Annotated in this window: 13 protein-coding genes; 2 read left to right on the top strand and 11 right to left on the bottom strand. The window is 67.4% G+C overall.

Annotated features, from left to right (window positions below; translation table 11 throughout):
• Window positions 1-131 precede the first annotated feature (131 nt).
• The 6 genes from HGG74_RS14320 to HGG74_RS14295 form a co-directional block, all read right to left on the bottom strand.
• Window positions 132-923, bottom strand: coding sequence for an ABC transporter ATP-binding protein (locus HGG74_RS14320; RefSeq protein ID WP_168487410.1), 792 nt, complete (start codon window positions 921-923; stop codon window positions 132-134).
• 106 nt (window positions 924-1,029) lie between these two features.
• Window positions 1,030-1,812 (bottom strand): ABC transporter permease, encoded by a 783-nt coding sequence (locus tag HGG74_RS14315; RefSeq protein WP_168487390.1) that lies wholly within the window; start codon window positions 1,810-1,812, stop codon window positions 1,030-1,032.
• Complete coding sequence (locus HGG74_RS14310; RefSeq protein ID WP_168487388.1) at window positions 1,809-2,654, bottom strand: ABC transporter permease; 846 nt, start codon at window positions 2,652-2,654, stop codon at window positions 1,809-1,811. Before HGG74_RS14310 ends, HGG74_RS14315 begins: the two co-directional genes overlap by 4 nt.
• On the bottom strand, window positions 2,651-3,634 hold the full coding sequence (locus HGG74_RS14305) for an ABC transporter substrate-binding protein (RefSeq protein WP_168487386.1): 984 nt from the start codon (window positions 3,632-3,634) through the stop codon (window positions 2,651-2,653). The genes HGG74_RS14310 and HGG74_RS14305 overlap by 4 nt, the downstream gene beginning before the upstream one ends.
• Before the next feature lie 291 nt (window positions 3,635-3,925).
• Window positions 3,926-4,093 (bottom strand): hypothetical protein, encoded by a 168-nt coding sequence (locus tag HGG74_RS14300; protein WP_168487385.1) that lies wholly within the window; start codon window positions 4,091-4,093, stop codon window positions 3,926-3,928.
• On the bottom strand, window positions 4,090-5,064 hold the full coding sequence (locus tag HGG74_RS14295; RefSeq protein WP_168487384.1) for a lantibiotic dehydratase C-terminal domain-containing protein: 975 nt from the start codon (window positions 5,062-5,064) through the stop codon (window positions 4,090-4,092). Before HGG74_RS14295 ends, HGG74_RS14300 begins: the two co-directional genes overlap by 4 nt.
• Before the next feature lie 671 nt (window positions 5,065-5,735).
• Here HGG74_RS14295 and HGG74_RS14290 point away from each other — a divergent pair.
• Together HGG74_RS14290 and HGG74_RS14285 are read left to right on the top strand one after the other, a co-directional pair.
• A complete protein-coding gene (locus HGG74_RS14290) occupies window positions 5,736-6,710 on the top strand; it encodes a helix-turn-helix transcriptional regulator (protein ID WP_168487383.1) in 975 nt (324 codons plus the stop codon).
• Window positions 6,711-6,774: 64 nt separating this feature from the next.
• Window positions 6,775-8,079 (top strand): aminotransferase-like domain-containing protein, encoded by a 1,305-nt coding sequence (locus HGG74_RS14285; protein ID WP_168487382.1) that lies wholly within the window; start codon window positions 6,775-6,777, stop codon window positions 8,077-8,079.
• A gap of 43 nt (window positions 8,080-8,122) precedes the next feature.
• Here the strand turns inward: HGG74_RS14285 and HGG74_RS14280 are convergent, their stop codons facing one another.
• The 5 genes from HGG74_RS14280 to pdhA all read right to left on the bottom strand — a co-directional run bounded on the left by HGG74_RS14280 (window position 8,123) and on the right by pdhA (window position 12,736).
• Window positions 8,123-8,344, bottom strand: a complete 222-nt coding sequence (locus tag HGG74_RS14280; RefSeq protein ID WP_168487380.1) for a hypothetical protein — start codon at window positions 8,342-8,344, stop codon at window positions 8,123-8,125.
• A gap of 62 nt (window positions 8,345-8,406) precedes the next feature.
• Window positions 8,407-8,892 carry a ribonuclease E activity regulator RraA gene (rraA, locus tag HGG74_RS14275; RefSeq protein ID WP_168487378.1) on the bottom strand — a complete coding sequence of 162 codons (486 nt, stop codon included), beginning with the start codon at window positions 8,890-8,892 and terminating at the stop codon, window positions 8,407-8,409.
• A gap of 161 nt (window positions 8,893-9,053) precedes the next feature.
• Window positions 9,054-10,544, bottom strand: a complete 1,491-nt coding sequence (locus HGG74_RS14270; RefSeq protein ID WP_168487376.1) for a dihydrolipoamide acetyltransferase family protein — start codon at window positions 10,542-10,544, stop codon at window positions 9,054-9,056.
• A gap of 21 nt (window positions 10,545-10,565) precedes the next feature.
• A complete protein-coding gene (locus tag HGG74_RS14265; RefSeq protein ID WP_168487374.1) occupies window positions 10,566-11,540 on the bottom strand; it encodes an alpha-ketoacid dehydrogenase subunit beta in 975 nt (324 codons plus the stop codon).
• Window positions 11,540-12,736, bottom strand: a complete 1,197-nt coding sequence (gene pdhA, locus HGG74_RS14260) for a pyruvate dehydrogenase (acetyl-transferring) E1 component subunit alpha (protein ID WP_168487373.1) — start codon at window positions 12,734-12,736, stop codon at window positions 11,540-11,542. Before pdhA ends, HGG74_RS14265 begins: the two co-directional genes overlap by 1 nt.
• Between the last annotated feature and the right edge of the window lie 61 nt (window positions 12,737-12,797).

The following is a 12,797-nucleotide window of genomic DNA, read 5'->3' as shown; positions in this document are numbered from 1 at the left end:
CAACCAACCCAACCTGTCACAACCAGGTTGATTTATACCGTTGAACATGGAGCAGATTCCCGTTTCGGGGGAAATCCGGGTTTGGGGGAATCCGGATTTGGGGAGAGCGCCCACCGGTGCCTGTGGAAGGATCAGTGCGCCGCGGCGGCGGGGCGGTGGCCGGCCTTGGCGAGCTGGATCTGTTCGTAGACGTGGTGGCGCAGCTCGGTGAAGCGGGGCAGGGAGCGGGTGTTGAGCTGGTCGCGCTCGTCCGGCAGGTCGATGACCAGGTCCTCCTGGATCACCGTGGGCGAGGAGGAGAGGATGATGACCCGCTCGCCCAGGTAGACGGACTCGTCGATGTCGTGGGTGACGAACAAGACGGTCACGCCCAGCTTGCGCCAGACGGTGCGGATCAGGTCCTCCAGGTCGGCCCGGGTCTGGGCGTCCACGGCGGCGAAGGGCTCGTCCATCAGCAGCACCTCGGGCTGGTAGGCCACGGCCCGGGCGATCGCCACGCGCTGCTGCATGCCGCCGGAGAGCTGCCAGGGGTAGGACATGGGCACGTGGTCCAGGCCCACCGCCTCCAGGGCCTCGTCCACGAGCTTGTCGCGCTGGGCCTTGGGCATGCCCTGGTTCTTCAGCGGCAGCTCGACGTTCTCGCGCACGCGCATCCAGGGAAAGAGCGAGCGGCCGTATTCCTGGAAGACCACGGCCATCTTCTTTGGCGGGCCCGAGACCTTCACCCCGTTCAGCAGTACCTCGCCCTCGGTGGGGGCCATCAGCCCGGAGATGCACTTGAGCAGGGTGGTCTTGCCCGACCCGGACGGGCCGACCAGGCAGGCCAGCTCCCCCGGGCGCAAATCGAAGGTCAGGTTCCGCACCGCCTCGATCGGGCCGCCGTCGGTCTGGTAGACCTTCTTCAGCCCGCGTACCGAGAGCATCGCCTGGCCCTCGGGCAGGGTCCGCCCCGCCGGGGCGGGCACGGTATTGCTGCCGGCGGTGCCGGCTGCGGCGCCGGAGGCGGTGCTGCCGGTGTTGGTGTTGGTGTCAGGCTGCATTTTCTACCTCTCGCAGTCCGTGGTACCAGCGCAGGATCCTGCGCTCGGTGAATTGGAAGATAAAGGACATGGCCACACCGATCAGGCCCAGGACCACGATGCCGGACCACATTTCCGGAATCGCGAAGGAGCGCTGGAACTGCACGATGGTAAAGCCCAGCCCCGAGGACGAGGCGAACATTTCGGAGATGACCATCAGGATCAACCCGATGGACAGGCACTGGCGCACCCCTGCCATGATCTGCGGGGCCGCCGAGGGCAGCACCAGGTACCGGATGCGGGCGGCGCCGCCGATCCCGTAGGTATGGGCGCTGTCCGAGAGCACCGAATCGATCGCGCGTACGCCCTCGATGGTGTTCAGCAGCACCGGCCAGACGCAGCCGGAGATGATCACGACCACCTTCATCGAGTCGGTAATGCCCATCAGCAGCATCAGCACCGGCACCAGCACCGGCGGCGGGATCGCGCGGAAGAACTCCAGCACCGGCTCGGTCAGCGCCCGCAGCCAGCGCACCGAGCCGATCAGCAGCCCGGCCACGATGCCCAGCAGGATCGCGGAGGCCACGCCGACGATCAGCCGGCCGATGCTCGGGAGCACATCCGAGAGGATCCGCTCACCGAACCAGGTCTCGGCGAACGTTTCGGCCAGCACCCCGGGGGTGGGCACGAAGAAGTTCGTCCCGGCCCGGGTGGCCGCCCACCAGATGGCCACCAGGATCGCCGGCAGCCCGATGGCGTACAGGATCCCTTTCACTACGTTTGACGCTTTCATACGATCACTTCCGAGCGGATCGAGGAGTGCCAGGACAGGGTCTTGCGCTCAATAAAGCGCATCAGCAGGTTGATCAGCACCCCGATCAGCCCGGTGGCCAGCACGAGCGCGTACATGCCCGCGATCGCGCCGCCGGACTGGGCCAGGGCGATTTCCCGGCCCAGGCCCGGGGAGCCGATGACCAGCTCGGCCGTGATCGCCAGGATCAGCGCCACCGAGGCCGCCAGGCGCACCCCCGTCATCAGGTACGGCAGCGCCGTCGGGAAGACCACGTGCCTCACCCGCGCCATCCGGCCCAACCCGTAGGACTTCGCCGTGTTCATCGCCACGTTGTCCACGTCGGCGACCCCGTAGAGCACCTGGATGAACACCTGCCAGAAGGAGGCGTACACCACCAGCATCAGCGTGGACTCGATCTTGACCCCGAACAGCAGCACCGCCAGCGGGATCAGCGCCACCGACGGGATTGGCCGCAGGAACTCGACAGTGGAGTTGGTGAACTTCCGCAAAAAGGACGAGGAGCCGATGATGAAGCCCAGGACCGTGGCGGCAACGATCGCGATGACCAGGCCGATGGCCCACGCCAGCATCGTCTCGCCCACCGCAAGCCAGAACGCGGTCAGCCCGAAATCGCGCAACAGGGCAGCGATCACCTCGGAGGCCGGCGGCAGGAAGCGCGGATCCACGATCCCTACCCGCGGGATCAGCTCCCAGACAGCCAGGAACCCCACGATCCCGGCCAGCCCCAGCAGCTGCTTGGTGGGCAATTTGCGGGCCGGGGCCGCCTGCTTGCCTCCGCTGGGGGCGGCGGGACCGGCGACTGCTACAGCATCCTGCGTCATGGCAGCAGCTCCTGAAGGTTCGGGGATTTCGAGACGGTGCCGTACTTGGCGGCGGCCTCGCCGAGCTTCCCGGCAGCGTCCTCGTTGAACTCAACGCGGTAGCGCGGAAGCGTCATCTTATTGCGCGTCGCCTCGTCGATCTGGGTGTAGGTGCCCACGATGTCCCGGACTTCCTGCGGGTTTTCCTGCGCGTACTCCAGGGATTTGTTCATTGCCCGGGTGAATTTCTCCACCAGCCCGGGGTCATTGGCCACCGTATCGCCGCTGGTGAAGTAACCGGCGATGTCCAGCTCCGGATCAAAATCGGCAAAGTTGTACGAGATGACCCGGGCGCCGTCCTCCAGGGCAGCACTCAGGAACGGCTCCAGGATCCAGGCGGCGTCGACCTGCTTGTTCTCCAAGGCTGCCGGGGCATCCGGGAAGGCGACTTCCACAAAGTCCACGGCCTCGGGATCCCCGCCGTCCTCCTCGACCACCGAACTGATGGTCGTGTCACCGATATTGGCGAGGTTGTTGACGGAGACCCTCTTGCCGGCCAGGTCCTTCGCCGACCGGATATCCGAGTCCGCCGGCACGACCACGGCACCGATGTCCTTGCCGGTGTCGCCGGTGCTGGAGGCGCCGTTGGCCACGAACTTCAGGTCCAGGCCCTTGTCCCTGGCCACCATGACCGAGATGAGGTTGGAGAAGGCGAAGTCGAAGCTGCCGCTGACCACACCGGGAACGATGGCGGCTCCGCCGCTGGCTGTCTGGATGTCCAGGTCCAGCCCTTCCTCCTTGAAGAAGCCCTTTTCCTCGCCGAGCCAAATGGGGGCGGTGTCCACGATCGGAATCACCCCGACACTGATCCTGGTCAGGTCGCCGCCGTTCCCTGCCGTGCCGGTCGCTGCAGGATCCGGACCGCTCGGCGATCCTCCGCCGCAGGCCGATAAGGCCAGCACCGAAGCCGCGGCCGCAAGCGCGGTCAATGCACGTTTCATTTCCACTCCTTCAAAGCTGCCGGCAGGACCGGCGCCCCGTTCGAAGGTCGAACAGTGTTCCGCCTCCACTGTGGTTCACCTCAAGATGTGAGGTCAAACACGCCAATTGATCGTTACCCACACGATACGCAAGCAACTTAATCTTTTCAACAGTTGGAAAAATCAATTATTATGCCGCCGGTACGGGGTTTCGGCGCGGATCGCGGCGGAGCTCCTCCGGGCATAAAACTGGCCGGAACCGTTGGGGGGAGTTCCGGCCAGTTGGCTTATGAAGTTTTGCGGGCGGGCCCGCTATTGCCAGGAGTGATCAGCCCACGCGGCGTCGCGCAAGTAGTCCTCGGAGCGCAGGTTCAGCATGTCGCCGTCCTGGCCGTGGCTGCCCAGCGCGCCCAGCGCCTCCATCGATGAGCCCTGGTCTGCAAGCTCCGGAGCGGCTGAGGACGAATTCTGTGAGCTCATAGTTCCCTCTTCTTCTCCAACAGGAAAGACTCGACATCCGGAGTCCAGCCGCGGGCATAAATGCCCAGCGAGGCCTCTTCCCAGGAACTAAAGCCCAGGCGGTTGACCATCAGATGGGACTGGCTGAACGTCAGGTGGTGGGCGCTTCTGCTGACGCGGGCCTTATCCGCGCGGTAGAGGTAGGTATCGATGGCGCGGGTCCAGCGGCGGCGCCAGTTCTGCACGCTGCTTTCGGCCGCCGTTGCCGCCATCAGGCGGTGCATCGGCGTGGTCCGGGACATCAGGCCGGCTTCGAGCCCCGCCCGGGCCTTGGCGCCGCCCCGGCCCAGCTCCGCGGTGGAGGCCCGGAGGTGGTTCTCCCAGCAGTAGTCCCAGGACAGCCGCGTCCGGTCCGGCCACTGCGCGGCCCGGGGACCGTGCGACATCGCCCAGGCCGCATCCGAGAGCAGGAGGGCGGCCAGCGCCGAGCGGCCCTGGCGCTTGCTGAAGCGCTGGGTGGCCCACATGGCCAGCTCCGAGGACAGCTCGAAAACTTCCTCCGCCAGCTCAAGTCCTTCGGCGCCGCCAAAGCGGTCCAGTTCAGCCTCCTGGACTTCCTGCAGCTCCACGCCGGCAGGCAGGCCGGCATAGGCGCCCTCGTGCAGCGGTGAGAGGACGTAATGTTGCGCGGTCCTGGCCGCGGCCAGGGATTCCGTCCGGTTCCGGGCTGCCATCTCGAACCGCCGAAGCTTGTCGAGGGTGGAACGGCAACCCAGGAACCGGACCTTCACGTGGTGCCCCATCCGGTCGACATGCTGGCTGAAGTACCAGCGTCCCACGCCTTCGCGGCGGGCGTGGGCCACTAATGGCGTAACCAGTTCTCCTATGACGGCCTCGGCCTCGTCCTGTCTACCTGTATAAACAGACAGGACCCACCAGTATGGTTCGAGGCCGAGCGACTCGGACGTGCGGATGGCTGTCAGCTGGCTCATGCGCTGCTCCTAACGTTGCTCGCTGGTGGGTGGGGGAGGGAAGGCCGGCCGTCCTGGTTACAGGATCAGCATCATGGCTTCCGGATGGGGCGGCTTGGGGGTTTCCTCTTGCGGGGACGTCCTACCAGTCCCAGGCCCGGGCGCTGATGACAGCGCCGGAGGACTTGTCCGGCTGGACGCTGTCGGTCTGGGCGGAGTCGGCAGCTACTGCGGGGATGGAAGCAGTCACTGCGCCCAGGGCGACCAGTAATCCAGCTGTTGTACATGTAATCTTCTTCAACATGTCTATCCCCTTCGAGTGGCTGAAACTTGCGGTGGGTGGCGAACCCGGCACCACCAGAATTCCGCTGGCCGCGACCTAAGTCCAGCCACTGCCGGGGCAACTTCATGACATGCCCGGTAGAGGACTTGCGGCAGCCTCTGTCCTCTAGGTGCCAGCCGCTTCCGGAGGCAAAAGCCCTTGTCCTGACAGGGATTGGCGGTTTGGAGGCGGGGCTTCCGGCGGCTGTCCGCAGGTATGTCACAATCCTGCCATGTCATATAGTTACACTTTCAAAATGGTCCGGAATGCCGCCGCAGCGCCGATAAAGTGGTGCTAATTCCGGCCATGGCCGCCTGCCGGCACACGCGCCGCCCAGTGCACCGACGGGACCAATGGAAGGAGGCTTTCGATGATCAGCACCACCGCCTTCGAGCTGTACCAGTACGCGGTGACCCATCCCGGGTGGTCCCGGGAAGACGCCTCGACCGCGCTCGGCTACACCTTGCGCGACCTGGACAAGGCCATCGAGGAACTGATCGCCCGGCGGCTCTTCCAGCTGCCGGCCGAGGGCGCCGACCATATGGTGGCCATCTCCCCGGACGTGGCCTTGTCCCAGCTCGTGGAGGCGGACGAACGGCTGCTGATCGACCTGCGGACCAAGATTGCCAGCCACCGCAGCGACATGGCGGCGCTGGTGCCGGCCTACGTGGCCGCACGCCGGAAGATCGCCATGGATTCAGGCGTCGAGGTGCTGGAGGATCCGGTGGTGATCCGCAACCTGCTGATCGACTACGGCCGGGATGTCGGCGAGCAGGTCCTGATCGCGCAGCCGGCAGCTTCCACGGCTGATGTGCATCAGGAGGGCATCCAGAAGGACCTGGAACTGCTCGAGCGCGGCGTCATCCGCAAGAACCTGTACAACGCCAGCACCGTGGACCATGTGCCGACCCGCAAGGCGGTTGCCGCCACCGCCCCGGCCGGGCTGGAATACCGGACCCTCACCTACGTCCCCTTGAAGCTGATGATCTTCGACCGGAGCCTGGCCCTGGTGGGCCGCCAGCACCACCCCGGGGACCGCGCGGCACTGGTGGTGCGCGACGTCGGCCTGATCAACATCTTCACGCACCTGTTCAACGTAGGCTGGGACCTGGCGGCGCCCTACCCGTGGCAGGAGCACGGCGACGGCGAGGACACCGGACTCACCAGTGTCCAGGCCGCGGTGCTCCGGGGCATGGCGGCCGGCTATTCGGACGAGGTCATCTCCCGCCGCCTGAACATCAGTGTGCGCACGTGCCGGCGGCACATTGCCTGGATGCTGGAGGAACTTGGCGCGGAGAGCCGGTTCCAGGCCGCCCTGAAGGCCCGCGACCGGGGCTGGGTATGAAACGTGAAAACCAATAGAAAACAGGTGTTGCCCATTTAGCAACCTTGCGGGGTATTCTGTGGGCGTGAGATCAGAGGAACGGCTCAATTCCCCGTCCATTCCCAACGACGTCGAGGTCGCGCTCGAACGTGCGGTGGCCGCGCACCGGCACGAGCACCTGTTTGCCGAGCGTGCCGCCAACATCAAGCAGTCCGCGGTGCGGGATGTCTTCGACATCTCGATGCGCCCCGGCCTGGTTTCGCTGGCCGGGGGCAACCCCTTCCTGCAGTCCCTGCCGCTGGACAAGCTCGGCGGCCTGGCGTACCAGCTGGTCACCGAGCAGGGCCTGACGGCGCTGCAGTACGGCGGCGGCCAGGGCACAGCGGAACTGCGCAGGCAGATCTGCGAGGTGATGGCCGAGGAAGGCATCACGGACGCCGACCCGGCCAACGTCGTCGTCACCGTCGGCTCGCAGTCAGCCCAGGACATCGCCTGCAAGGTCTTCTGCAACCCCGGCGACGTGGTGCTGTGCGAGGACCCGACGTACGTGGGCGCGCTGAACACCTTCGAGTCCTACCAGGTGCGGGCCGAGCCGGTGCCGGTGGACGACCGGGGCCTGGTGCCGGAGGAGCTGGAACGCCGGATCGCCGAACTGCGGGCCTCCGGCGCGAACGTGAAGTTCCTCTACACCATCCCCAGCTTCAACAACCCCTCCGGCATTACCCTCGACGCCGGGCGCCGGCAGCAGATCGTGGACATATGCCGGGAGGCCAATGTCCTGGTACTGGAGGACAACCCCTACGGGCTGCTGCGCTTCGACGGACACCCGCTCCTGCCGCTGCGCGCCGGCAACCCGGACGACGTCATCTACCTGGGCTCCTTCTCCAAGATCCTCGCCCCGGGCCTGCGCATTGGCTGGGCGCTGGTGCCCGCCCATCTGCAGCGGCGCTTCTACCTGGCCAGCGAGTCCGTCACGCTGTGCCCGCCGACGCTGAACCAGATGCTGGTCTCCGGCTACCTCGAAAGCCACGACTGGCGCGGCCAGATCGGCACCTACCGGCGGCTGTATGCCGAGCGCTGCGCCGCGATGCTCGACGCCTTGGACGAGTTCATGCCGGCCGGGACGAGCTGGACGCGGCCGGACGGCGGGTTCTTCGTCTGGGTCACAATGCCGGAGCACGTGGACACCTATCCCCTGCTGCACGCGGCGATCGACGCCGGCGTCGTCTTCATCCCCGGCGCCGCCTTCACGCCGTCGGACAAGCCGTCCAACAAGCTCCGGCTGGCCTTCAGCGCGGTCTCCACGGAACTGATCCGCGAAGGCGTCCGCCGGCTGGCTCCCGTGCTGGAGGAGGCGGTGGAAAAGCGGCGGCAGGAGTCCCGTTCCTGAGCTTACGGCCTCTGGACAAGGACCGGAGGGAGCCGCCCGACGGTCAGCGGCGCTGCCTGCGGTACCGGCGCCAGGCGTACCGGCCGCCGAAATACAGGCCCAGCACCACGATGATCCGCAGGACCGGGTGCATGCCCGGGAACAGGAAGATCAGCAGGTAGCTCAGCAGGAACACGGCCAGCATCGCCCACAGGGTGCCGCGCCAGTCGATGCGGGGCATGCCGCCGCCGTTTTGCGAAGGCCGCTGCGGCCGGTAGTTGCTCATGGTCCCAGTCAACCATGCCCTTGCCCGCCTGCCGGTTCCGGGCGCGGCTCAGTAGGCAGTTCTCAGTATTCGATCAAAATGCCGTCCGGATCCGCGTAGAGCATCGCGCCCGGGCGGAAGGCGACGCCGGCAATCTCCAGCACGGCATCAACCTCGCCGGCACCGGCCTTGGCGCTCTTGCGCGGGTTGCTGCCCAGGGCCTTGACGCCCAGCGGCAGCGCCGCCAGGGCCTGCCGGTCCCGGACGGCGCCGTTGATGACCACCCCGGACCAGCCGTTGGCCACCGCAGCGGCGGCAATCAGGTCCCCCATCAGCGCCGTAGTGAGCAGGCCGCCGCCGTCGACGACCAGCACCGCGCCGCGGCCGGGCGAGTTCAGCACCGACTTGACCAGGCCGTTGTCCTCGCGGCAGCGCACGGTGCGGACCGGGCCGCTGAAGGCGGCCCGGCCGCCGAGGTCCTGAAACTGCAGGGACACCGACTGCAGCTCGTCGCCGCGCTCGTCGTACAGGTCGGCGGTGGTAACCGGCAGGGCGTTGGTTTCAGTCATGGACAGGCTCCTGATCGCCACATGCCCTCGATCCTAGCCGATGCCGCCGGCGTGGCTAACGATTAGCGCCCTTCCCGTTCGCGGCCTGCCCCACATGCTCCGCATGCGGGGACCCCTAGCCGCTCTCTTGACTCGCAAGCCCGTGTGGGGGCCCTCGGGCGCTAATCCAGCAGCAGCGCGGGCTCCTCCATGATCGAGGCCACGTCCGCCATGAAGCGGGCCGAGAGATCGCCGTCGACCACGCGGTGGTCGAAGGAACCGCCCAGGGTGGTGACCCAGCGCGGGATGACCTCGCCGTCGAGCACCCAGGGCTTTTGCTTGATCGTGCCGAAGGCCACGATCGCCACCTCGCCCGGATTGATGATCGGGGTACCGGTATCGATGCCCAGGGCCCCGATATTGGTGATGGTCAGGGTCCCGCCCTGCATCTCGGCCGGCTGGGTCTTGCCCTCGCGGGCCCGGGACGCCAGCTGGTTCAGGGCAATAGCCAGTTCCTTCAGGGACAGGTCCTGCGCGTCCTTGATGTTGGGCACCAGCAGCCCCCGCGGGGTGGCCGCCGCGATGCCCAGGTTCATGTAGTGGTGGACCAGGATCTCGTCACCCTCCGGTCCGGAGGCCCAGGTGGCGTTCACCGACGGGTTGCGCGCCGCGGCCCAGATGACCGCCTTGGCCAGGATCAGCAGCGGGGAGACCTTGATCCCCTCGAAGTCCCGGCTGGCCTTGAGCCGCTTGACAAACTCCATGGTGCGGGAAGCATCCACGTCCACGAAGATGCTCACGTGCGGGGCGCTGAAGGCCGACTTCACCATGTTCTGCGCGGTGATCTTGCGGATGCCCCTGACCGGGATGCGCTCGATCCGCTGCTCCTGCGGCTGCCGGGCCGGTCCCCAGAACTTCTCCGCCGCGTCCACCTCGGCATCGCGCTGGGCCTGATAGGAGATCAGGTCCTCGCGGGTCACTTCCCCGCCCCGGCCGGTGGGGGTGATGTCGGCCAGGTCGATGCCCATGTCCTTGGCGGCCTTGCGCACCGGCGGCTTGGCCAGCACGCGGGTGATCAGCCGGCTGACGGCGGCCTGCACGGCCTCGCCGCGCTGGGCCGGTCGGGCTCCGGGCACCGCTTCCTCCCCGGCCGGCGCCGCGGCGTCACCAGTAGGAGCCGGCGGCACGTGCGGAGCCTGGCCGTGCGGGGCCGGCAGATGGACCTCAACGGCCGGGGCCTGGGCTGCGGGTGCCTGCCTGCCCGGCCGTGCCCGCGGCGGGATGCCCAGCGGGCGGCGCGGACGGCGCTTCACGGCGTCGGCCTTGGGGCCGGAGCCCACCAGCGGCCCGGCCGCCGGTCCTGCCTCCTGGCCCGCGTCCGACGGCGCTGCGGCCGGGGCCGCGGGAGCGGCTCCTTCCGGGCCGGCGCCGGCGGTGGTGACGGCGATGATCGGCGTGCCGACCTCGACGGTCCGGCCCTCGGGCACCAGCAGTTCGGCCACGACGCCGTCGTAGGGGCTGGGCAGCTCGACCAGGGACTTGGCCGTCTCAATCTCCACGATCACGTCGTTGACGGCGACAGCGTCCCCCGGCTTGACCTTCCAGGACACGATCTCCGCCTCGGTCAGGCCTTCACCGACGTCGGGCAGCTTGAAGACTTGGGGGTTGGGCATCTGTTCTCCTTGGAAGTCGGCTCAGTAGGCCAGCGAGCGGTCGAGCGCCTCGAGGATCCTGTCGATGTCCGGCAGGTAATGTTCCTCCACCTTGGCCACCGGGTAGGGCATGTGGAAGCCGCCGACCCGGATCACCGGTGCCTCCAGGCTCAGGAAGGCCCGCTCGCTGATGCGGGCCCCGATCTCGCCGCCGATGCCGCCGAAGGTGGGGGCTTCGTGGGCCACGATCAGCCGGCCGGTTTTGTGCACGGACGCGGTGACCGTGTCGAAGTCGATCGGGGAGATCGAGCGCAGGTCAATGACCTCGACGCTGCGTCCCTCCTCCGCCGCCGCCTGGGCCGCGGCCAGCGCCACCGGCACCAGCGGACCGTAGGCCACGATGGTGGCGTCCGTGCCTTCGCGCAGCACCTGCGCGGTGAACGGGTCCGGTCCCGGGTTCGCGGTGTCCACTTCGCCCTTGAGCCAGTAGCGGCGCTTCGGTTCGAACACGATCACCGGATCGTTCGAGGCCACCGCATGCTGGATCATCCAGTAGGCGTCGTGCGCATTGGACGGGGTGAGGATGCGCAGGCCGGCGGTGTGGGCGAAGAGCGCTTCCGGGGATTCGGAGTGGTGTTCGATCGAGCCGATGCCGCCGCCGTAGGGGATGCGGATGACCACGGGCGCGGTGACCATGCCGGAACTGCGGGCATGGATCTTGGCCAGCTGGGTGGTGATCTGGTTGAAGGCCGGGAAAACGAAGCCGTCGAACTGGATTTCGCAGACCGGCCGGTAGCCGCGGAAGGCCAACCCGATGGCGGTGCCGACAATCCCGGATTCGGCCAGCGGGGTGTCCACCACGCGCTCGGCGCCGAAGTCCGCCTGCAGCCCCTCGGTGACCCGGTAGACCCCGCCGAGCTTGCCGATGTCCTCGCCCATCAGCATGACCTTCGGGTCCTTGGCCAGCGTGGCACGCAGGCCCTCGTTGATCGCCTTGGCAATCGTCATCGTCGCCATCAGTGGGCCTCCTGCACTTTGCCATCGGCATTCGCACCGGCTTCGACGTCGGCGAAGCCTGCCTCGTACTGCTTGAACCAGGCCAGTTCCTCCGCCACGAGGGGGTGGGGATCGGCATAGACGGTGTTGAAGCTGTCCTCCAGCACCGGGATCTCCATGGCAGGCAGCGCCGCCCGGATCCGCTTGGCGAAGGCGTCCGCCTCCTCCTTCAGGCCGGCGAAGAAGGCATCGTCGGCGGCACCGGTGGAGCGCAGGTGCTTCTCCAGGCGCACCAGCGGATCCTTGAGCCGCCAGGCCTCCTCTTCGGCGGAGAGCCGGTACTTGGTCGGATCATCCGCGGTGGTGTGGGCACCGAGCCGGTAGGTGAAGGCCTCGATGAGCACCGGGCCCCGGCCGGAGGCCGCATGCTCCAGCGCCCACTTCATTACTGCGTGGACGGCGACGACGTCGTTGCCGTCCACGCGGATGCCCGGGAAGCCGTAGCCGCTGGCCCGGTTGGCCAAGGGAATGCGGGACTGTACCTCGGTAGGCACCGAAATGGCCCAGTGGTTGTTCTGGCAGAAGAAGACCACGGGGGACTTGTTCGAGGCGGCAAAGACCATCGACTCGTGCACGTCCCCTTCCGAGCTGGCGCCGTCGCCGAAGTAGGCCACGCTCACCGCGTCCGCGCCGTCGCGCTGGATGCCCATGGCATAACCGACGGCGTGCAGCGTCTGGGCGGCCAGCACCATCGTGTAGAGGTGGAAGTTGGTCTGCCTCGGGTCCCATCCCCCGTTGGAGATACCCCTGAACAGACGCAGCAGCTCGGCCAGCTCCACGTTGCGGGTCAGTGCCACGCCGTGTTCGCGGTAGGTGGGGAACACGTAGTCCTGCGGCCGCAGGGCGCGGCCGGAACCGATCTGCGCCGCCTCCTGACCCTGCAGCGGCGGCCACAGCGCCAGCTCGCCCTGCCGCTGCAGGCTCGTCGCCTCCATGTCAAAGCGGCGGACGATGAACATGTCCCGGTACAGCCCCCGCAGGGCCCCGTCATCCAGGTCCGCTACCAGCGGACTGTACACAGGGTCCTCGCGGAGCGCGCCCTCGGCATCCAGCAGCTGCACCATCTCGGGTGCATCTGCCGGCGCGTTCCCCACGTCCAGGGACTGCTCCAGTTCCTCGATCTCGAATTCCGTGGTGGGCAGGTGGTCAGCGCCCATGCGAACTCCTCCCCGCCCGGGGGCGGTGCCATCACTTCCTATATATTCCCTTGACGGAATA

The organism is Arthrobacter mobilis, from assembly GCF_012395835.1.
Lineage (GTDB): Bacteria > Actinomycetota > Actinomycetes > Actinomycetales > Micrococcaceae > Crystallibacter > Crystallibacter mobilis.
The sequence above is the reverse complement of the archived record's forward strand: the minus strand, read 5'-3'. Positions and strand labels throughout refer to the sequence as shown.